This window comes from Pseudomonas putida (assembly GCF_028682455.1).
Classification (GTDB): Bacteria; Pseudomonadota; Gammaproteobacteria; order Pseudomonadales; family Pseudomonadaceae; genus Aquipseudomonas; species Aquipseudomonas putida_AA.
Genome location: NZ_JANHLD010000001.1, coordinates 1,129,304 through 1,148,846, shown reverse-complemented (window position 1 = coordinate 1,148,846; position 19,543 = coordinate 1,129,304). Strand labels below are relative to the sequence as shown.

General features: G+C 63.7%; 16 protein-coding genes. 5 read left to right on the top strand and 11 right to left on the bottom strand.

All coding sequences use genetic code 11. The features are described from left to right. The first annotated feature begins 106 nt into the window (after window positions 1-106). Entirely contained in the window at window positions 107-1,324 is a 1,218-nt protein-coding gene (locus tag NPS58_RS05590) for an MFS transporter (protein WP_274114280.1), read from the top strand. A gap of 50 nt (window positions 1,325-1,374) precedes the next feature. Here NPS58_RS05590 and NPS58_RS05585 read toward each other — a convergent pair whose 3' ends face one another. Continuing rightward, window positions 1,375-5,550 (bottom strand): autotransporter outer membrane beta-barrel domain-containing protein, encoded by a 4,176-nt coding sequence (locus NPS58_RS05585; protein WP_274114279.1) that lies wholly within the window; start codon window positions 5,548-5,550, stop codon window positions 1,375-1,377. A 151-nt stretch (window positions 5,551-5,701) separates the two neighbouring features. Here NPS58_RS05585 and NPS58_RS05580 point away from each other — a divergent pair, with 151 nt between their 5' ends. The 3 genes from NPS58_RS05580 (at window position 5,702) to NPS58_RS05570 (ending at window position 9,300) form a co-directional block, all read left to right on the top strand. Beyond that, complete coding sequence (locus NPS58_RS05580) at window positions 5,702-7,429, top strand: response regulator (protein WP_274114278.1); 1,728 nt, start codon at window positions 5,702-5,704, stop codon at window positions 7,427-7,429. A gap of 96 nt (window positions 7,430-7,525) precedes the next feature. After that, window positions 7,526-8,320: an SDR family NAD(P)-dependent oxidoreductase gene (locus tag NPS58_RS05575; RefSeq protein WP_274114276.1), complete on the top strand. Its 795-nt coding sequence runs from the start codon at window positions 7,526-7,528 to the stop codon at window positions 8,318-8,320. A 206-nt stretch (window positions 8,321-8,526) separates the two neighbouring features. Further along, on the top strand, window positions 8,527-9,300 hold the full coding sequence (locus NPS58_RS05570) for a ParA family protein (RefSeq protein WP_274114274.1): 774 nt from the start codon (window positions 8,527-8,529) through the stop codon (window positions 9,298-9,300). Window positions 9,301-9,330: 30 nt separating this feature from the next. Here the strand turns inward: NPS58_RS05570 and NPS58_RS05565 are convergent, their stop codons facing one another. The 6 genes from NPS58_RS05565 to NPS58_RS05540 form a co-directional block, all read right to left on the bottom strand. Beyond that, window positions 9,331-9,807, bottom strand: a complete 477-nt coding sequence (locus NPS58_RS05565) for a cysteine hydrolase family protein (protein WP_274114272.1) — start codon at window positions 9,805-9,807, stop codon at window positions 9,331-9,333. Between the two features lie 121 nt (window positions 9,808-9,928). Continuing rightward, window positions 9,929-10,903, bottom strand: a complete 975-nt coding sequence (locus NPS58_RS05560; protein WP_274114270.1) for a biotin-dependent carboxyltransferase family protein — start codon at window positions 10,901-10,903, stop codon at window positions 9,929-9,931. Next, on the bottom strand, window positions 10,900-11,772 hold the full coding sequence (locus NPS58_RS05555; RefSeq protein WP_274114269.1) for a 5-oxoprolinase subunit B family protein: 873 nt from the start codon (window positions 11,770-11,772) through the stop codon (window positions 10,900-10,902). The genes NPS58_RS05560 and NPS58_RS05555 overlap by 4 nt, the downstream gene beginning before the upstream one ends. Continuing rightward, window positions 11,769-13,142, bottom strand: coding sequence for an acetyl-CoA carboxylase biotin carboxylase subunit (locus NPS58_RS05550; protein WP_274114268.1), 1,374 nt, complete (start codon window positions 13,140-13,142; stop codon window positions 11,769-11,771). The genes NPS58_RS05555 and NPS58_RS05550 overlap by 4 nt, the downstream gene beginning before the upstream one ends. Before the next feature lie 10 nt (window positions 13,143-13,152). Then, window positions 13,153-13,398, bottom strand: coding sequence for an acetyl-CoA carboxylase (locus NPS58_RS05545; RefSeq protein WP_274114266.1), 246 nt, complete (start codon window positions 13,396-13,398; stop codon window positions 13,153-13,155). A gap of 93 nt (window positions 13,399-13,491) precedes the next feature. Then, complete coding sequence (locus NPS58_RS05540) at window positions 13,492-14,250, bottom strand: 5-oxoprolinase subunit PxpA (protein WP_274114264.1); 759 nt, start codon at window positions 14,248-14,250, stop codon at window positions 13,492-13,494. Window positions 14,251-14,375: 125 nt separating this feature from the next. Here NPS58_RS05540 and NPS58_RS05535 point away from each other — a divergent pair, with 125 nt between their 5' ends. Then, on the top strand, window positions 14,376-15,293 hold the full coding sequence (locus NPS58_RS05535; protein WP_274114263.1) for a LysR family transcriptional regulator: 918 nt from the start codon (window positions 14,376-14,378) through the stop codon (window positions 15,291-15,293). 59 nt (window positions 15,294-15,352) lie between these two features. Here NPS58_RS05535 and NPS58_RS05530 read toward each other — a convergent pair whose 3' ends face one another. From NPS58_RS05530 to NPS58_RS05515, 4 genes are all read right to left on the bottom strand, one after another. Then, entirely contained in the window at window positions 15,353-15,547 is a 195-nt protein-coding gene (locus tag NPS58_RS05530) for a heavy-metal-associated domain-containing protein (protein WP_274114262.1), read from the bottom strand. Window positions 15,548-15,638: 91 nt separating this feature from the next. Next, window positions 15,639-15,890: a hypothetical protein gene (locus NPS58_RS05525; protein ID WP_274114260.1), complete on the bottom strand. Its 252-nt coding sequence runs from the start codon at window positions 15,888-15,890 to the stop codon at window positions 15,639-15,641. Between the two features lies 1 nt (window position 15,891). Further along, window positions 15,892-16,911, bottom strand: coding sequence for a 2Fe-2S iron-sulfur cluster-binding protein (locus NPS58_RS05520; protein ID WP_274114258.1), 1,020 nt, complete (start codon window positions 16,909-16,911; stop codon window positions 15,892-15,894). Between the two features lie 58 nt (window positions 16,912-16,969). Then, the gene (locus NPS58_RS05515; protein WP_274114256.1) at window positions 16,970-19,525 is read right to left on the bottom strand and encodes a heavy metal translocating P-type ATPase; all 2,556 of its coding nucleotides are present in this window, start codon (window positions 19,523-19,525) and stop codon (window positions 16,970-16,972) included. Between the last annotated feature and the right edge of the window lie 18 nt (window positions 19,526-19,543).

Here is a 19,543-nt window from a genome sequence, read left to right as displayed (position 1 = left end):
ATGCCCTTTTTGCGAGAGTAATTGCCCGAATAGCGTGAGACAGGCAATTCTGCCGCCCCTAGGATAACGCTGCAACCTTGAATCCCTTGCCTGCGGAAGCCTCAGCATGTCATCCACCAGCCTCAACCCAGCCTTGGCCAGCGCCTCGGTTGCCCGCCAAGCCAGCCCATTGGTCATACGGGTCATCGGTGCCTGTGCCCTCGCCCACCTGATCAACGACTTGATCCAGGCGGTACTGCCGTCGATCTACCCGATCCTCAAGGCCAACTATGGCCTGAGCTTCACCCAGATCGGCCTGATCACCCTGACCTTCCAGCTCACCGCCTCGCTGCTACAACCCTGGGTGGGTTATCACACCGACCGCCACCCCAAGCCCTGGCTGCTGCCCACCGGCATGGTGTGCACCCTGGTCGGCATTTTGATGCTGGCCTTCGTGGGCAGTTTTCCCGCGATCCTGCTCGCCTCGGCGCTGGTAGGCATCGGCTCTTCGACCTTCCACCCGGAAGCTTCGCGCGTGGCGCGCCTGGCCTCCGGGGGGCGATACGGGCTGGCACAGTCGACCTTCCAGGTGGGTGGTAATGCCGGCAGTGCGTTCGGCCCGTTGCTGGCAGCGGCCATCGTCATCCCCTATGGCCAGGGCCATGTCGCCTGGTTCGGCCTGTTCGCCGTGTTCGCCATAGCCGTGCTGTATGGCCTGAGCCGCTGGTACCGCCACCACCTGGACCTGTTCAAGCTCAAGCAGGGCAGCCAGGCGACCCACGGGTTGTCCAAGGGGCGGGTGACCTTTGCCCTGGTGGTGCTGGCACTGCTGGTGTTCTCCAAGTATTTCTACATGACCAGCCTGACCAGCTACTTCACCTTCTACCTGATCGAGAAATTCGACGTATCGATCGCCAACTCGCAGTTGTACCTGTTCCTGTTCCTGGGCGCTGTGGCGGCAGGCACCTTCTTTGGCGGCCCTATCGGCGACAGGATCGGGCGCAAGGCGGTGATCTGGTTCTCGATCCTGGGGGCTGCGCCCTTCACCCTGGCGCTGCCTTACGTAGACCTGTTCTGGACCGGTGTACTGAGCATGATCATCGGCTTCATCCTGGCGTCGGCCTTTTCGGCGATCGTGGTGTTTGCCCAGGAGTTGGTGCCGGGGAACGTCGGCATGATTGCGGGGGTATTTTTTGGCCTGATGTTCGGCTTTGGCGGGATTGGAGCGGCGCTGCTGGGGCATCTTGCGGACAGTCACGGGATCGAGGCGGTGTACCGGTTGTGTTCCTATCTGCCATTGCTGGGGATTCTGACGGTGCTGTTGCCTTCGGTCAAAAAGGCCTGAAACCATCGCGGGGCCCACTCCATCTGTAGGAGCGGGCCCCGCGATGCCTGTCAGAACTTGACCTTGATCCCGATCATGCCTTCATAGCTCCTGCTGTCTTCGCCAAACGCCTTCTGGTAACCCAGCGAACCCGTCACCGTCGTGCGTTCGTTGACTTGGTAGTCCACGCCCATGTTCATCTCACCCCATGTGCCGCTCATGTCCGTACCGAAGGGAATGTAGCCATCGGCCGACGAGAACTCAGTCTTGGCCTTGCCCTTGAACTCGTGCCACACACTTGGACGGACCCAGGCATTGGTGCGGTGGATCTTGCCTTTGTCGTCTTCGCGGAACCAGTCCTTGTCGATGCGTACACCAATGCGGCCGGTCAGCGAGTCGACGTCGTCGAAGCGTACATCCGAGGCTTCGTCATGGGTGTCGTCGACCTTGATCTTGCTGACGATCACCTGGGCTTGCGGCTCCACGTGCAGGTCCTTGTCTTTCTCGGCATGGAACGGGTAGCCGGCTTCCAGCGAGGCGGTCACACCACGAGCGCGGGTTTTAAGACCGTCCAGGTCGTTGGGGCTGGTCTTGAGGTCGAACTGGTTGAACTGCAGCACACCATCGAGGTACCAGCCTTCAGGGCCGAAGTGGGTCCAGTAGCCACCCACACCGTAGGCGCGCAGCAGGTCATCACCGGCATTGGCGCCATCGTTGTGTTCGACGCTGCCGGCAATGCGACCGATGCTCAGCGACAGGCCGGCCTGGTCGGTGCTGCCATCGATGTCGTCGTTGCGGTACAGGTCGGCACCCACCTGGAAGGCGTGGATGCGATAGTCGGCGCTGGCGCCGTCGCCCAGGTCCTGCTCACCCTTGCGGTAGATCAGGCGACCCCAGCCCAGGCTCGGGCCGTAGGTATCGACGGCCTCGCCAGGCAGTGGATCGGTGGCCAGGCGACGCTCTTCGCCAACCCGCTCGTGCAGGGTATCGACCATCGCGTGGCTGTAGTGCAGCAGCATCGAGGGCAGCGCACGGTACAGCGAGGTTTCTGCACGGTAATTGGGCACCTGTGGACGTACCGGGGTGTCGGGAACCGGGTTGACCACAGGGTCGAGCGGATCTACCGGGTTGACTGGGTTGACTGGATTCACCGGGTCTACTGGTTTTACCGGATCCACAGGGTCGGCATCCTTGGTGGAACGCAGGTACCAGGCTTCACCGTTGCTGTCGTCCTGGCTCGCGCGATGCAAGGTGTATTCATAGGGGCCGGCCTTGACCCGGTTGAGCAGGCGAAAGGCCTCGGTATCGGTAGTGGCGCCGTTGACTGCATCGACCACCATGATGCCATTGCCCTGGGTCAGGGCGCCGGGGCCGCCGGCGTTCTTGATCATCAGGTTGCTGCTGCCATCGGCCGTGCCGCCATCCACCACCAGTTTGTCCGAAGGCGAGTTGTCGGTGTACAGGTAGGTGTTCAGGGCAATGGTGCCGTTGTCGCCGTGGTAGTTGTTGACGGTCAGGTTCTTGAAACTGCCGCCTACCGGGGCGCTGAAATCGATCAGGCTGGCTTCGTTGCGCAGGCTGCCCAGATTCGATTCACCGGTCAGGTTCCAGATGCTGGTGTCGCTCAGGCTGACCGTGGAGTCGCTGCCTGCAGCAGTGCGTGCCGAGCCGTTGAGCACCGAACCCGATACATCGATCCGCGCATTGCCGGCGCTGGCCAGGGTACTGCCCACGCCCTGCCACTGGCCGGTGCCCATGTCGGGCATGGTGCTGCCGTCGCTGGCCACTGCGCTGTCGACATTCAGCCATTGGCCGCTGCCGCCAACGATGGAGTCGATCAGGCTGATGTCGGCCACCCCGGCCACCCCGACGGTGGCGCCGTCACGGTTGTGCAGCACGCTGTTGTCGATGGTTGCCTTGCCCGTGAGGGTATCGGTGCCCTGGGCGTACAGTGCGGCGGCCTCCTGGCCGGAGGCGTTGATCACGCTGGCGCTGGCGGCCAGTACGCCCCCGTTCTTGGCTACGGCGCCGTGGGCCAGGTCACCGCTGGTGTTCACCCCGACCTGGTCGAGATCGACATGGGCGGTGTTGTTGGCGAGGGCGCCGAGGGCACTGACACCGGTGGTGCTGGCCGAGGTGTTGCTGGCGCTCAGTTGCGCCCCGGACTCCGCCTGCAGGCCGTGGGATCGCAGGCCGTGGGTGCTGACGGTCGAATCGAACAGCTCCAGCTTGGCTTCATCGGCCTGGTACTGGCGGCTGACCAGCGCACCGGGGGCCTGGTCGCCATGGGTTTCGACGCTGACGTTGCGGGCAATCAGGCTCACCGCAGAGGGCTTGAGCTTGCCGATGCCGGCGTACAGGCCTACCGAATACTGGCCTTCGGTCTGCACCGAAAGGCCATCGAGCAACATGCTGCCGCCGTCGTCCACCGCCGCGCCGTACGCCTGGGTGCCGGTGGTGCGCACGCTGGTGCCATAGGCGTTGAGTTGCGCGCCGGGGTTGCGGGAGGCCAGGGCATGGGGAAAGGTCAGGTTGGACGAGATCGGCGAGCCGTTGCCGGTGGTGGTCACCGAGCCGCCGTACAGGGTAATGGTGGAAGCGGTATCGGCGACGACGCCCATGGCGTTGTCGTTACCCGAGGTGGTGATGGTGAGGTTGCGGGCCACCACAGTCGAGCTGGCGGCGGTCAGGCCGGTCGAGTAATTGCCCTGGGTGTCGATCAGGCCGTTGTTGATCTCCAGGTTGGCACCTGCCAGGGCACGTGCGCCATAGCTGGTTTTCTGGGTGGTGCGCACTTCACTGTCGTCCAGGCGCAGGGATGAACCAGTGCCTTCGACCAACGCGCCGAGGCCCCAGGGGCCGGCATTGCCGGGAACAGTATCGAGGCTGATCTTACTGCTGTTCACCGCGGCACTGGCGCCATCCTTGACGTAGATACCGTGTGAGCGAGCACCGTCCACATTAATGCTGCTGTTCGAGACATCGGCCCGGGAGCCACTGCCTTCCACCGAGACGCCATGGCTGAAAGTGCCCTGGGTCGACACCGTGCTGTCCTGCAGGACAACCGCGCCACCGTTCATGGCGCGGGCGCCCGAGGCATAGTCAGCGGCGCTGCCGGAACCCTTGATCGACAGGCTGCTGCCGTTTTTCACCGTGACACTGCTGCCGGCGCCGTCGGCGCGTACACCGCCGAGGTAGTTGCCGGTTGCACTGACCTGAGACCTGTCGGCCTCGATCGAGGCACCGCCGAGCGCATGCAGGATGGCCGTACTGCTGGTGCTGGAGGCCGCCGAAGTGCTGAGCAGGGTGCTGTCCTTGAGCTGAATGTGCGCGCCGTCCTCGGCGCGGACAGCACTTGCCCCCGCAGCACCGACGTTGACCGCTACATCGCTTGCATCGATCCGGCTGCCAGCGCCAGTGGCTTTGAGGCCATGGCTGGCGGTGGTCGGGCTGGGCGCACCGGTGGTGCTGATCACACTGCCCTCGCTCAGGCGGATGCTGCCACCGTCTTGCGCCACGACAGCGACCGAACCTTTCGACAGGGTGCTGACGCTGCCGCCGGCAAAATCGATGTGGCTGCCGCTACCGCTGGCCACCAGGCCCTGGTTGTTCAGGCCGCTGACGTTGCCGCCCATGCTGACGTTGCTGTCACGCAGCGATACCTGGCCAGCGCTTTTGGCGCTGACGCCGGTCATGTTGCTGACGGTGAGTACAACGCCATTGGAGGCCTTGGGCGCCAGGTTGACGGTCACGCCGTTCCCGCTGAGCTGGCCGCCATTGCTTGCCAGCAGGCCGGTCTGGCCGGCAGCGTTGGCGGCGATGAGTGCGCTGCTGTTGACGGTGCCGCCGTTGAAGCCGACGCTGCTGGCGCCCTGGGCCAGTACACCCACGGTACGCGCGGCAGCCAGGTTGACGGTGGCATCGTCGTGGGCGCCGGCAGTGGCAATGCCAATGCCGTCGGCAACGGTGACGTTGATCGGTGCCGGGGCGCCAAGCAGGCGTGCGGCAAACACCCGGGGGGCGTCTTCACTGGCCTGCAGGGCGAGCTGCAGGTAGGACGGGCTGGCCATGACGCCGGCGGCCGAGGGTGGGTCGACGTCCCGGGCCGGTGCTTCGATGGCGTTGTCCTCGGCTTCGGCTTCAATCACGTTGAGGCTGAACAGTCCCGCCAGTACCAGGCCGATGGCCTGGCCCAGGCAGCTGCGCTGGAACTTCGGAGGGCGTGGATGACGGGTGAAGGTTTTCATGGCAGCCTCGCGGGCGCTGGAAATGGGGTGCGTGCAGTCTGCGCGAGTGCCGGGGAGGCTTATGTCGGAGCAACATCCACGCCCTTGTAGGAGTGACTCTCGACCGTACTGAACTATGCTTGGGCGGGAACCGCCTCGGAGGTAACTGCGCATGAGCACAGTGCTGCTCGTGGACCACCTGCCCATCGTTCGCGACGGGCTGCGGGCCTTGCTTGCGCGCACGGGCCACCAGGTGCTGGCCGAGGTCGACAACGGCCAGGATGCCCTGGACAAATGCCGCCAACTGCACCCGGAGCTGGTGATTCTCGAACTGCTGGTGCCGCGCCTGGGCGGGTTGGACCTGCTGCGCCGCCTGCGCGCCAGCCATGAGGGCATCAAGCTGCTGGTGTACAGCGTCCAGGAGGCCAGCCTGTACGCTGCCCGCTCGCTACAGGCCGGGGCCGACGCATATGTGAGCAAGACCGAGGCGCTGACCGAGCTGGAACATGCCCTGCAGGCGGTCAGCCACGGGCGCAGCTACTTCCCCCGCGAGGCAACCCGCACCGAGGCGCCGCGCCAGGAGGGCGAAAGCGAACTGGAGCAGCTCTCCGGCCGTGAACTGACCGTACTGCAGATGCTCAGCCAGGGCCTGAACAACAAGGACATCGCCGGGCAACTGAGCCTGAGCTACAAGACCGTCAGCACCTACAAGGCGCGCCTGCACCAGAAGCTCAAGGTCGACAATGACTTCCAACTGCTGGAAGTCGCCCGCAACCATGGCCTGGTGGCCGGCGATGACACCGGGCGGGTACAGGGTTCGCTGGTCGACCCGCGACAGCTGCGCGAATACGGCCTGTTGCGGGGCCTGCTCGACTCGGCGCCCTACCCCATGTTCGTGCGCGACCTGGAAGGCCACCTGCTGATGTGCAATCGCCGCTACCTGACCTACACCGGCGAAAGTTTCGAGATGATCCGCGGCACAACCATCGACCGGGCGCTGTGGCTCGCGGCGCCTATGCGCGAGCGCTCATGGCTGCGCTTTCGCGAGGCGGTGATCCGTGAAGAACCCTTCATGACCGAGGCTGTGGTCGACATCTCCGGGGTGCCAACCGCCCTGCATATCTGGTGCACGCCGTTTCGTGACGAGGCCGGCAAACTGATCGCCATGCTCGGCGGCATGCGCGACCTGACCGAGCGCGACAAGCTACTCACCACCCTGCGCCACGAAGGGGCCGAGGCGCGGTTTGAAAGCCACCTCAAGAGCGCCACGCTGGTGGCCGTCAGCCACGAGCTGCAGGCCCTGCTGCAGAGCATGCAAGAGAACCTCAACCAGGCCTTGCAACCCGGCACCGACAACCCGCAGCCCAGCCTGAACGCGCTGGCCAGGCAACTGGACGACATGCGCCAGAGCCTGGCCCGGGTCGATGAAGTGATGGCGCTGGATGCCCACGAACAGGAGGCACACACCGAAGCCCACAACCTGGGCTTATTGACCGATGAACTCCTCGCCCCCTGGCGCCAGCGACTCGCCGCCCAAGCTTGCCAGCTGGACATTGGTCCCGGCCTGCGCGCCCTGCAATGCGCCTGGATCGACGCCCGCCACTACCGACAGTTGCTCGACAGCCTGTTCGGCTACCTGCAACGGGTAGCGTTGCCGGCGCGGATCGACCTGCACCTGACCACCACTATCCAGCCACGAGGCTTGCTGCGCCTGAGCCTTGTGCTGTCGCCCTGGGTCGAGCCGCCCCCCGAGGACACCCGCGCCCTGCTGGCCCATGCGAGCATCCAGCGCCTGCTGTTGCGCTTGCAGGCCAAGGCCCAGGTTATTACCCCGGGCGACGGCGGACCACTGCGCTGGGCGCTGGAACTGGACCTGCCACAAGCCTTGCCCTTCCTGTGAATGCCACCTGCCGCAAGCCGGGCCCGTGCGCGGCGATGATCGTCGCCAGGCAATACTGCTAGATTTCAGACACCCCCTCGCTACGAGATACAGGCCATGAAAATCGATTTGAGCGGCAAGATCGCCCTGGTAACGGGCTCCACTACGGGTATCGGATTCGCCATCGCCAAGGGCCTTGCCGAGGCTGGCGCCGAGGTCATCGTCAATGGCCGAGGCCAGTCAGCGGTAGACGCTGCGGTGGCTTCCATCAAGCAGTCATTCGCTGCTGCCAAGGTAGGCGGCGTGAGCGCCGATGTCGGCAATGCCGACGGCTGCACGCAGCTGGTTGCGCAGGTGCCACGGGTGGACATCCTGATCAACAACGTCGGCATCTACGGCCCGCAAGACTTCTTCGACACGCCGGACGACACCTGGCAACAGTTCTTCGATGTCAACGTGATGTCCGGGGTACGGTTGTCGCGGGCCTATGCCGAGGCCATGGTCGAGCGCAAATGGGGCCGCATCGTGTTCATTTCCTCGGAATCGGCACTGAACATCCCGGCCGACATGATCCACTACGGCTTCACCAAGACCGCCAACCTCTCGGTTTCCCGCGGGCTGGCCAAACGACTGGCGGGGACCGGCGTAACGGTCAACGCGGTACTGCCCGGCCCGACCTTGTCCGAGGGGGTGGCGCACATGCTCAAGGACGAGGTCGCCGAGAGCGGAAGATCACTGGAAGAATGCGCCGCCGCCTTCGTCATGGAGCACCGCCCAAGCTCGATCATTCAGCGGGCGTCGACGGTCGATGAAGTGGCCAGCCTGGTGGTCTATGTGGCCTCCCGGCAGGCATCGGCGACAACGGGTGCAGCCTTGCGTGTGGATGGAGGTGTGGTGGACACATTGGCCTGACGCCTTGCACCGAACTTGGTGGGAGCGGGTTTGCCCAGCGATTTGCGTGGGCGGCATCTGCCTTATCGCGGGGCAAGCCCGCTCCTACAGACGAGGTCAGGAGGATTCTGGATAAGTGACTTAATTCTGAAACATCTTGGTAATAAATTAAGGACTGCTCCTGATTTTTCATTCAGTCGTAGCCTTACTCAAGGATCAAGCGCCTCATGCGTCGAGTTGTATTCAATCAGAAAGGTGGAGTGGGTAAATCCAGCATTGCGTGCAACCTCGCCGCAGTCAGTGCCGCCGAGGGATACCGGACACTGTTGGTCGACCTCGACCCTCAGGCAAACTCAACGCATTACCTCACGGGTCTTCTCGACAACGACATCCCGTCCGGTATCACCGACTTTTTCAAGCAGACCTTGTCCAGCGGACCTGCGAGCAAGAAATCCCGCGTGACCATCACCGAAACGGCGTACGACAACCTCCACCTGGTGACCGCCAGCCCAGACCTGACAGACATCCAGCCCAAGCTTGAGAGCAAGTTCAAAGTCAACAAGCTACGCCGGTTGCTGGTCGAGCTTTCGCAAGACTACGAACGCATCTATATCGATACCCCGCCCTCGCTGAACTTCTATACGTTCAGTGCCCTGGTGGCGGCCGACAGGCTGCTCATTCCCTTCGATTGCGACAGCTTTTCCCGCCAGGCGCTGTATAGCGTGATCGCCCAGGTCGAGGACCTGCGCTTCGACCACAACGAGTCGCTGCTTCTCGAGGGGATCGTGGTGAACCAGTTCTCCGGTCGGACCACCCTTCATCAAACCCTGATCGACCAGTTGCTCGCCGAAGGCCTGCCCGTTCTGCCGACTTACCTGAGCAGCTCGGTGAAGATGCGCGAATCCCACGAAGCGTCCATCCCGCTGGTCCGCCTGGCGCCGCGCAACAAACTCTCGATGGAGTTCGTGGACCTGTTGGGCGCCCTGGAGCGTGCTGCGTAACCGTCCTGCAGGCGCGGGCTGGCCCCGCGACTACGACAGTTCGGCGATGACCTCGGCACCGGTGGTGACCTGGCGGAAGTGATGCTTCCACAGGTCGATCCCCAGCTGGCCAGACCTGTCCAGGGACGAGCCGACGGTCAAGTCGGTGATCAGCGTCGGGTTGAGCCCTGCATCGAACAGCGCAAAGCCGGCGGCCAGCACACAGGTTTCGGTCTGGATACCGCAGACCAGCACCCGCTCGACGCCCAACTGCTTCAAGTACGCAATGGCCTCTGCACTCTGGCCATAGCCGTGCTTGATAAACACCTGGTCGGCCTCGACCAGGCTTTCGTCCTCGGCCGCCGGGTGCCAGCCAAGCTGCTGCTGGAAAGGCGTTACCTGCTCATCATGCAACTCGACCGACGCCACCGCAGGTATCCTCGCAGACAACGCCCGCACGCCGTCGACCAGCCACTCGGGTGGGCTGAATGTGGATTGGACGTCAACGATAAGCAAAACCTGGCGCATGAACTTCTCCCCCGGCGCTTGATATGGCCGCGGAGTATACGCCGGTAGGAGCGGGCTTGCCCTGCGATGACGTGATCAGCCACACCACCGCCTCGCGATTCAAGCCCGCGCCTACCAGGGATCAGGAGGGAAACAGTTTGCTCAGGCAGGCCAGTTTTTTCTTGTAGGAACGCCGTGCTTCCAGCGCTTCTTCAAGGGTGACGGCAACAAACCGGGCCTTCTGGTTGGGTTGCATCTGGCCGATCAGGTCGAGGTCGGCGCTGATCACCGTGCCAATCATGGCGTAGCCGCCACCCGACACCGCATCCCGGTGCAGCACGATAGGTTCGAGGCCGGCCGGGACCTGGATCGAGCCAATCGGGTAGCAGCTGTCGACGATGTTCGACGGATCGGAACCGGCACCGAACGGTTGCTCGCGCGGCTGAAAGTTCAGCGCACTGCCGCCCTTGAAGCGGTAGCCGATACGGTCGGCTTCCGAGCCCACGGTCCAGGCTTCGGCGAAAAAGCTGTCGGCCGCGGCGGCAGTCAGGCGCTCGTAATACAAGCCCGGCACCACGCGCAGGGTGATTTCGCCACCCAATGACTGACGCAAAGCCATGGGCAGGCTCGCCCCGGCCCGGCTCTTGCCACTGGCGACCCCCACCGGCAACTCGTCCCCGGCAATCAGCCGGCGGCCGTGAAAGCCACCCAGCGCACCCAGGGCATAGGTCGAACGGCTACCGAGCACCACCGGCACATCGATGCCACCGGCGACCGCCAGGTAGGCCCGCGCGCCGGCTTTGGGAAAATCAAAACGCAGCACTTGCCCAGCCTTTACCGTGAAGGCGGTGTCGGGGTGCATGTCGATGCCATCGACCTTCGGCATCATGTGCGCCCCGCACACTGCCACCAGGGCATCCTGCTGGAACTCAAGCTCGGGGCCGAGCAGCGTGCATTCCAGCCCCGCCGCACCGGCCGGGTTGCCGACCAACTGGTTGGCCGCGCTCAAGGCGTACTGATCGAGCGCGCCGGAAGGCGGGATCCCCAGGTGGTAGTAGCCCTCGCGCCCCAGGTCTTGCACCGAGGTGGCGAGGCCGGGTTTGAGTACCTTGATCATGCCAGCACCTCCTGCAACAACTTGGGATAGCCGACTGGGTCGGCCAGAAATGCATCCAGCGAGAATTCCACCGGGCGAATCCGCAGATCAAAGCGTCCCGCCTCCACTTCGGCGACGGCCTGGTCGTAGGCCTCACGATCCATCGGCTTGAACTGCACGATGTCGCCCGGGCGGAAGAACACCATGTGCTCCTTGAGGTACGCCAGGTTCTGCTGCGGGTCGTAGATCGGTGCCGGCGTGACACCGAACATCTGGTAGCCACCGGCGCCGCGCACCGAGTAGATGCAGCCGAAACAGCCGCCGTGGCCCAGGGTCAACTTCGGCGTATCGGTACGTGGGCTCAGGTACTTGGGCACCTGCAACTGGCGCTCGCGCTCGACCATCTGGAACATGAACGGCAGCCCTGCGACGAAGCCGACCATCGACACGAACCACGGTGCACCGCTGTGGGCGGCGATGAACGCGTCGACATCCGCCAGGCCATTGACCCGTGCGGCGTACTCCAGGTCGGTCACGCTCGGGTCCTGGTGGCGGTCGCGAAAGCGCATCAGGGTTTCGTGGGTCCAGGGGTCGTTGTACAGCACCGGAATCTCGATGATCCGCGTGTGCAGGCTGCGTTGCGCGACGGCCTCGGCTTCGGCGGTCTTGACCGCTTCGAGCAGTGCCTGAGGGGCAATGCGGTCCGGGTCGAAACGGATCTGGAACGACGCATTGGCCAGGCACACATCCAGTACGCCATCGAGGGCCAGGCGCTCCACCGCGCGCGTCACCGCCATGCCCTTGAAGAAGGCTTCAAGCGACATGCTGTCGCTGACTTCGGCAAACAAATGCTCGTCTGCGCCAAAGCTGTAACGGATCGGGGTGCTCATGCGTTACCTCCGCTGCGGCGCTCGGCCAGCCAGGTTTCGAGGGTGCCGGTATGAAAATCGGCGCTGTGCAACCAGGGTTGCTGCAGCAGTTCGCCGTGCAGCGACAAGGTGCTGGCCATGCCGGTGAGCGTGGTCTGCTCCACCGCCAGGCGCGCACGGGCCAATGCCTGGGCACGGTCGCTGCCATGGACGATCAACTTGGCCAACAGGGAGTCATAGTAAGGCGGCACGCGGTAACCCTGATAGAGATGGCTATCGACCCGGACGCCCTCCCCTTGCGGCCAGATCAGCGTGTCTACCTGCCCGGGGCTGGGGAAGAAGTCCCGGGATGGGTCTTCGGCGTTCAGGCGCATCTGCAGGGCGGCGCCGTTCAACTGGATGTCACTTTGCCTCAATCCCAGCGGTTCGCCACCGGCAATGCGCAGCATCGCCTGGACCAGGTCGATACCGGTGATCAACTCGCTGACCGGGTGCTCGACCTGAATCCGCGTGTTCATCTCGATGAAGAAGAACTCGCCGGTGACGTCGTCATACAAGTATTCCAGCGTCCCGGCACCGGTGTAGCCGAGGGCTTCGGTCAGGCGCACCGCACTGGCGCAGAGCGTTTCGCGCTGCTGCTGATTCAGCGCCGGCGACGGCGCCTCTTCAAAGATCTTCTGCCGCCGACGCTGCAGTGAACACTCACGTTCGAACAGGTGCACGGCGTTCTTGCCATCGCCCAACACCTGGACTTCGATGTGCCGCGCCTTGCTGATAAAGCGTTCCAGGTACACCGCGCCATTGCCGAATGCAGCCTGGGCCTCGCGTTGGGAGCGAGGAAACTCTTCACTCAATTGCTGGGCGTTTTCCGCCAGGCGAATACCACGCCCGCCGCCACCGGCCGAGGCTTTGATCAGCAACGGGTAGCCAACGGACTCGGCAGCCTCAAGAGCCGAATCGACGTCGAACAGCTCACCGGGCGAGCCCGGCACCACGGGTACACCAGCCTCTTGTGCCGTGCGCCGCGCCTCGGCCTTGTCGCCCATGCGCCGGATAGTCTGCGGGCTGGGGCCGACAAAAATCGCGCCGGCGGCGAGCACCGCCTCGGCAAAGTCGGCATTCTCCGAAAGAAAGCCATACCCGGGATGTACCGCATTGGCACCGGTGACCTGCAAGGCGCCGAGCAAGGCCTCGACATTGAGGTAGCTCTTGTCGGCACGGGACGGGCCGAGGATATGCACTTCGTCCGCCAGGCGCGCGGCCTGGGAGTCGATATCCGCCTCGCTGCAGGCGGCCACGGTGGGAATGCCCAGGGCCTTGGCGGCATGGATGATCCGCACGGCAATTTCGCCACGGTTGGCGACCAGTAACTTACGAATGGCTTGCGTCATGATCACGCCCTCACGCTGGGTCGAGCGTTGCGATGACCTGACCCGGTTCCACCGGGTCGCCGTCTTCCACCAGGAAGGCGCCGAGCCGCCCTGCCGCCCCCGCGGTCAGTTCGGAAAACTGCTTCATGACTTCGATCAGGCCAATCACGGTGTCGGCGCTGACCTGCGCCCCTTCCTCGACGTAGACCGCCGAATCAGGGGTGGCCTTGCGGTAGAAGGTGCCGGGCAATGGAGTGATAACAGTGTGTTCGGCCATGTCTGTTCCTCTTGGAATTAGTTGTAGAAAGGCAGGCAAAAAAAATGGGTGGGCAGCCCCCGGCGACGTTGGCACTGGGTGCTTGCCCCGGATTCAGCGCGGCGCGCGCACGATGATCCCCGCGCTGTCGAGCGCCTTGCGCGTGGCTTCGACCAGCGCCAGGGCACCGGGCGTGTCGCTGTGCAAGCAGATGGAGTCGAACTCGATCGCCAGGTCTTCCCCCTCGACCGTGCGCACCACGCCTTCCTGGCAGGCACGCAACACCCGCGCCGCCACCTGGGCGGGGTCGTAGGCACGCACGTTCCGGGTAAAGACGATGGAGCCGCTGAGATCGTATTCGCGGTCGGCGTAGAACTCGCGGATCACCGGTTGGCCGAGCTCGTTGGCAACCCGCCAGATCACCGAGCCGGGCATGCAGTACAGCAACAGCTCAGGCTCCAGGCGCTGCAGGTTCTCCACCAGCAAGCGCGCCGCTTCTTCGTCCCGGGCCAGGTGCATGTACAGCGCGCCGTGGGGCTTGATGTGCTGCAGCGCAACGCCCTGGACCCGGGCGAGTTCGCGCAGGGCACCCAACTGATACAACATGTCGTCGACCAGCTCCTGGGCCGGCGCGTTGATGTGCCGGCGGCCGAAACCGACCAGGTCGCGAAAGCCCGGATGCGCGCCGACCGCCACGCCCAGGCGCTTGGCCTGCTCGACCGTGCGGCGCATGGTGCCGGGGTCGCCGGCATGAAAACCGGTGGCGATGTTGGCCGAACTGATGAAGCCCATCAGCTCATTGTCGACGCCATCGCCGATGGTCCACGGACCAAAGCCTTCGCCCATGTCCGAATTGAAATCTACTGCCTGCATGGTGCTCGCTCCTGACACTTGTCACTACCTGCAGGCCACGTTAGATTCCTCCCCACCCCTTGGGAAGATCTATTAACAGATAGGGCATCTTCTGAAAAACAGATACCTGCCCGGCCGGAGCCTTCATGTCACTGACCTTGCGCCAGGTGCGCTACTTCGTTGCCACTGCCGAGATCGGCCAGATCTCGCAAGCGGCGATCCACCTGAACATCTCCCAATCGGCGGTAACCACCGCCATCAAGGAGCTGGAAGCCATGCTGGGCACCCTGCTGTTCCAGCGCTCGGCCCAGGGCATGAGCCTGACCGATGCCGGCCGGCACTTTCTGAATCGGGCCTACGTGATCCTGCGCAGCGTCGACGACGCCCTCAACAGCCCGCTGCCCGACGTGCGTGCCAGCGGCTTGCTGCGCCTGGCCGCCAGCTACACGGTGATCGGCTACTTCCTGCCCCACCACTTGCAACGCCTGGGGCATTGGCACCCGGACGTGGCCATCGAAGTGCATGAGCAGGAGAGGGAATCCATCGAACAAGGCCTGCTGCAGGGCCAGTTCGACATGGCCGTGGTACTCACCGCCAACCTCACCCACCCGGACATCGTCTCCGAAACCCTGTTCAACTCCGAACGCCGCCTATGGCTGCCCAGCCACCACCCTCTGTGCGAACAGTCCGCCGTCAGCCTGGCCGACGTGGCCAGGGAACCCTACATCCTGCTGACCGTCGATGAAGCCGAACAAAGCGCCATGCGCTACTGGGAACACGCGCACCAACGCCCTAACGTGCGCGTGCGCACCAGCTCGGTGGAAGCGGTGCGCAGCATGGTGGCCAACGGCAGTGGCGTGGCGATACTCTCGGACCTGGTGCACCGGCCCTGGTCGCTGGAAGGCAAACGGATCGAAACCCTGACGATTACCGACAAGGTGACGCCGATGAGTGTGGGATTGGCCTGGCACCGGGAGCGGGAGTTCAGCCCGGCGATGAGTGCGTTTCGAAACTACTTCCATGATGCATTTCTAGCGCCGCAGCAGCTTTCAGCCCGCCGCTGACAAGCCTGCAGGAACTGGCTTGCCAGCGATGAGGCCAGGTGCGGCCTGCAAACCACGGGTTACTGCTTGACGGGATAGCCGGCTTCGCCAAGCACTTGGACGAAAGCGTCCCTGTCCAGCGAACTTTCGACCTTCACTTCGCGAGCTGACGGGTTAGTTTCAACTTTCGCGTCCGAATCAATACTTTTAAGTGCATTGGTAACCGATTTTGCGCAGCCACCGCAGGTCATATTGGGAACATGGAAACTATGCATCTGTATCTCCTGATTATTGACGACGTTCAAAAAGTCTAGTGCTTGCCCGTGGGGCAAGGTCAATCACTTTGAAGCGAAATAAACCAACGAGTCATTCGTCTTGCATGCCTTCTTCGCTGGCGCGGGAGGCTTGCCTAGACTGGTCCTGGGCGTTGCTGCGCTCGATTGCGTACGCTGGGTTTTTCACCAACTTTCCATTTCGCCACACCAGCAGCGGCGTAGTGTCTATCTTCTTTAAATCATAATTGCCATTGTTATGCGGGTTACCGCCTTTTGCCATGATCGCAGGGGAAGCCAGTGCAATAGTGGCAACTATCAGGGCAGTAACAACTAACTTGTTCACATCATGTCTCCTCATTTTCTCCCGCAGGCGTGAAGAACACGTCGGCATGCAGGTCTTCGGTACGTAGTGCGCGGGCCTGGGTGATCTGCATAGCCGCCTCCACCATCAATGGCGGCCCTGCCACATAGGCTTTCCAGCCATCGAGATCGGCCAGGTCGTGGGCTATCGCATCGGTGACGTAGCCGGTACGCCAATGCCCCGTAACGGCGACGTCCGAGAGCACAGGGATAAACCTCAGGTTGGCGTACTGTCGCGCCAGCGCCTGGAAGTGCTCGACCAGATAGAGGTCACGCTCGCTGCGCGCCCCAAAATAAACGTGGATCGGTTGCTTCATGCCCTGGGCAACGGCTGCCTCGACGATCGCCTTGATAGGCGCAAGGCCCGAGCCACCGGCGATGCACAAGATCGGCCCGGTGTGTTGCTCGCGCAGGCAGGCAGAGCCGAACGGCCCTTCGAGCGCTACCGGGTCGCCGGGCTGCAACAGCTGGTGAACGCGCCCGGTGGTGGCGCCGTCCGGCACCCGTCGTATGTGAAACTCCAGCACTCGCTCGCCAGGCCGGTTCGCCATCGAGTAATCGCGGCCAGGCGCACCCGGGAAGGTAAGCTGCGCATATTGGCCTGCGGTGAACGCCAGCGGCTCGGCCTCGCCGATATCGAGCTGGATACGCTTGATATCGTGGGTGGCATTGTCGATGGCTTTGACCCGGCAGTTGAGCTGACGACGGGGATGGACCGGCAGCTGCTCGTCGCCGCCAAGCCAGGCGACGATCGCATCGGTTCGCGGGAGGGCCCGACAGGCAAGGACCAGCCCCAGGCACTTCTCCTCCTGCGAGAGCGCGAAGCGGCTGTGTTCCAGCAGCTCCACTTCGCCACTGATCAGCCGTGACTTGCACGACCCGCAGCGCCCGGACCGGCAGCCATGGGGGTAGGCGATACCGTCGGCGAGGGCCGCTTCCAGGATCGTCATACCGTCTGGCACAACGATGGTCCGTCCGGCCTGGCGTATCTCGATCTGTTTCATCAGGACGCTCTTCTCAAGGGGCTGGATCAACCGGCCCGCAGGCCGGGTTGATCAAGGGTCAATTCGCCGGTACGGCGGCGTTGCTGCTTGCGGCGCTCTCGGCGCGCGATTCAACCGACAGCGGAGCCTGCAGGCGTTTGAGCCGCAGCGCGTTGCCGAGCACGAATACGCTGGAAAGCGCCATCGCCGCTGCGGCGAAAATCGGCGAGAGCAAGCTGCCGTTCACCGGGTACAACACCCCCGCCGCGACCGGGATCAGCACCGCGTTGTAGGCGAAGGCCCAGAACAGGTTCTGCTTGATGTTACGAATGGTCGCCTGGCTGAGGGCGATGGCATTCGGCACGCCGCGCAGGTCACCCGACATCAGCACCACGTCGGCCGCTTCGATCGCCACGTCAGTGCCGGTACCGATGGCCAGGCCGACGTCGGCTTCGGCCAGTGCCGGCGCATCGTTGATGCCGTCACCGACGAACGCTACCCGCGCACCCTCGCTGCGGAATTTCTTCAGTGCCGCAACCTTGCCGTCGGGCAGGACTTCGGCGGCCACCTCATCGATACCCAGCTGCTTGGCAATCGCCGCTGCGGTTGCCGCGTTGTCGCCGGTGATCATCGCGACCTTCAGGCCAAGCGCATGCAGCGCCTTGATGGCCTCGGGCGTCGACTCCTTGATTGGGTCGGCGACCGCAATCACCGCTGCCAGTTGGCCGTCGATCGCTGCATACAGCGGACTCTTGCCTTGCTCGCCGAGGCGCTTGGCAGTGGCCAGGAAACCGGACACATCAAGACCAAGCTGGGTCATGAAGCGATCCGCGCCCACGGCGACGGTGCGGCCAGCGACGGTGGCAGACACACCGAAGCCTGGTGTGGCATCGAATCGCTCGACCGCAGCGACTGTGAGGCCGCGCTGTTCTGCCGCCACCACAATAGCTTCGGCTATCGGGTGTTCGGAGCGGGTCTCGACCGCTGCAACCAGGGCGAGCACTTCGTCGTACTCAAAGCCTTCGGCGGTGATCAGGTCGGTCAGTTCCGGGCGGCCTTTGGTCAAGGTGCCGGTCTTGTCGACTGCAACGACGGTCACATCACGCAGCGCTTGCAAGGCTTCGCCCTTGCGGAACAGTACGCCGAGCTCGGCCGCCCGCCCGGTACCGACCATGATCGAGGTCGGTGTGGCAAGGCCCATGGCGCATGGGCAGGCGATAATCAGCACCGCCACGGCGTTGACCAGGGCGAAGGTCAGCGCCGGTTCCGGACCGAACACCAGCCAGACCAGGAAAGTCAGCGTGGCGGCGAGCATCACTGCTGGCACGAACCACATGGTCACCTTGTCGACCAGTGCCTGGATCGGCAGCTTGGAGCCCTGTGCTTCCTCCACCAGGCGGATGATCTGGGCCAGCACAGTGTTGGCGCCGACCTTGGTGACGCGGAAACTGAACGCCCCGGTCTTGTTGATCGTACCGCCGACCACTTCGGCGCCCACGCCTTTGGACACGGGCACCGGTTCGCCACTGATCATGCTCTCGTCAACGTAGGAGGAGCCCTCGATGACTTCGCCATCGACCGGCACCTTCTCGCCCGGACGCACGAATACAATATCGCCAGTGGTGACCTCGTCGAGAGCAACCTCGAGGGTCTTGCCATTGCGCTCGACGCGCGCGGTCTTGGCTTGCAGCCCGACCAGGCGCTTGATGGCTTGCGAGGTCTTGCCCTTGGCGCGTGCCTCAAGCGTGCGCCCCAGCAGGATCAGGGTAACGATGACCACCGCGGCTTCGAAATAAACGTTGGCGGTGCCTGGCGGCAGCACCTTGGGGACGAAGGTGGCTACCACCGAATAGCCATAGGCTGCAGCGGTACCGACCGAGACCAGCGAGTTCATGTCTGGAGCGCCGCGCAACAACGCGGGCACGCCCTTGTGGAAGAAGCGCAGCCCCGGACCGAACAGCACCAGGGTAGCGAGGACAAACTGCATGTACCAGTTAGTCTGCTGCCCGATGTTTTCCATCACCCAATGGTGCATGCCGGGTATCAGGTGCGAGCCCATCTCCAGGATGAACACCGGCAAGGTGAGGACCGCCGCAATCAGCAAGGAGCGCCGCAATCCGCGGGCTTCGCGTTCACGGCGGTCGCCGTCGGCATCGCCTGCCTGTTGGGTTTCAGCAGACAAACGGCGGGCGCTGTACCCGGCGTGTTTGATTGCCGCTTCCAGGTCGGCGGCCGACACCACTCCGGCCAGGTGGCGCACCCGAGCGCGCTCGGTCGCCAGGTTGACGTTGGCTTCGAGCACACCCGGGACTTTCTTCAGCGCTTTCTCGACACGGCCAACACAGGAGGCGCACGTCATGCCTTCGATCGCCAGCTCAAGGGTCTCTTCGCGCACGGCATAGCCTGCGCGCTCGATGGCAGTGACCGCCGCCTGTGGGTCGGCCTGGCCGTTGAAGGTGATATCGGCGCGCTCGGTGGCAAGGTTGACTGCAGCCAAATCGACGCCGGGTACCGCCTTGAGCGCACGCTCGACCCGACCTACGCAAGAGGCGCAGGTCATGCCATCGACCGGCAGACTCAGACGACTGGAAGACACGGGTGATTTGGAGCCTGGTTGAACCTCGACAGAAGCCATTGGATTACTCCTCTAATG

Coding starts and splice junctions, on each gene's coding strand:
- NPS58_RS05540 (WP_274114264.1), bottom strand. CDS start 14,250: ATGCAGGCAGTAGATTTCAATTCGGACATGGGCGAAGGCTTTGGTCCG.
- NPS58_RS05585 (WP_274114279.1), bottom strand. CDS start 5,550: ATGAAAACCTTCACCCGTCATCCACGCCCTCCGAAGTTCCAGCGCAGC.
- NPS58_RS05560 (WP_274114270.1), bottom strand. CDS start 10,903: ATGATCAAGGTACTCAAACCCGGCCTCGCCACCTCGGTGCAAGACCTG.
- NPS58_RS05575 (WP_274114276.1), top strand. CDS start 7,526: ATGAAAATCGATTTGAGCGGCAAGATCGCCCTGGTAACGGGCTCCACT.
- NPS58_RS05535 (WP_274114263.1), top strand. CDS start 14,376: ATGTCACTGACCTTGCGCCAGGTGCGCTACTTCGTTGCCACTGCCGAG.
- NPS58_RS05545 (WP_274114266.1), bottom strand. CDS start 13,398: ATGGCCGAACACACTGTTATCACTCCATTGCCCGGCACCTTCTACCGC.
- NPS58_RS05520 (WP_274114258.1), bottom strand. CDS start 16,911: ATGAAACAGATCGAGATACGCCAGGCCGGACGGACCATCGTTGTGCCA.
- NPS58_RS05570 (WP_274114274.1), top strand. CDS start 8,527: ATGCGTCGAGTTGTATTCAATCAGAAAGGTGGAGTGGGTAAATCCAGC.
- NPS58_RS05515 (WP_274114256.1), bottom strand. CDS start 19,525: ATGGCTTCTGTCGAGGTTCAACCAGGCTCCAAATCACCCGTGTCTTCC.
- NPS58_RS05530 (WP_274114262.1), bottom strand. CDS start 15,547: ATGCATAGTTTCCATGTTCCCAATATGACCTGCGGTGGCTGCGCAAAA.
- NPS58_RS05580 (WP_274114278.1), top strand. CDS start 5,702: ATGAGCACAGTGCTGCTCGTGGACCACCTGCCCATCGTTCGCGACGGG.
- NPS58_RS05555 (WP_274114269.1), bottom strand. CDS start 11,772: ATGAGCACCCCGATCCGTTACAGCTTTGGCGCAGACGAGCATTTGTTT.
- NPS58_RS05550 (WP_274114268.1), bottom strand. CDS start 13,142: ATGACGCAAGCCATTCGTAAGTTACTGGTCGCCAACCGTGGCGAAATT.
- NPS58_RS05590 (WP_274114280.1), top strand. CDS start 107: ATGTCATCCACCAGCCTCAACCCAGCCTTGGCCAGCGCCTCGGTTGCC.
- NPS58_RS05565 (WP_274114272.1), bottom strand. CDS start 9,807: ATGCGCCAGGTTTTGCTTATCGTTGACGTCCAATCCACATTCAGCCCA.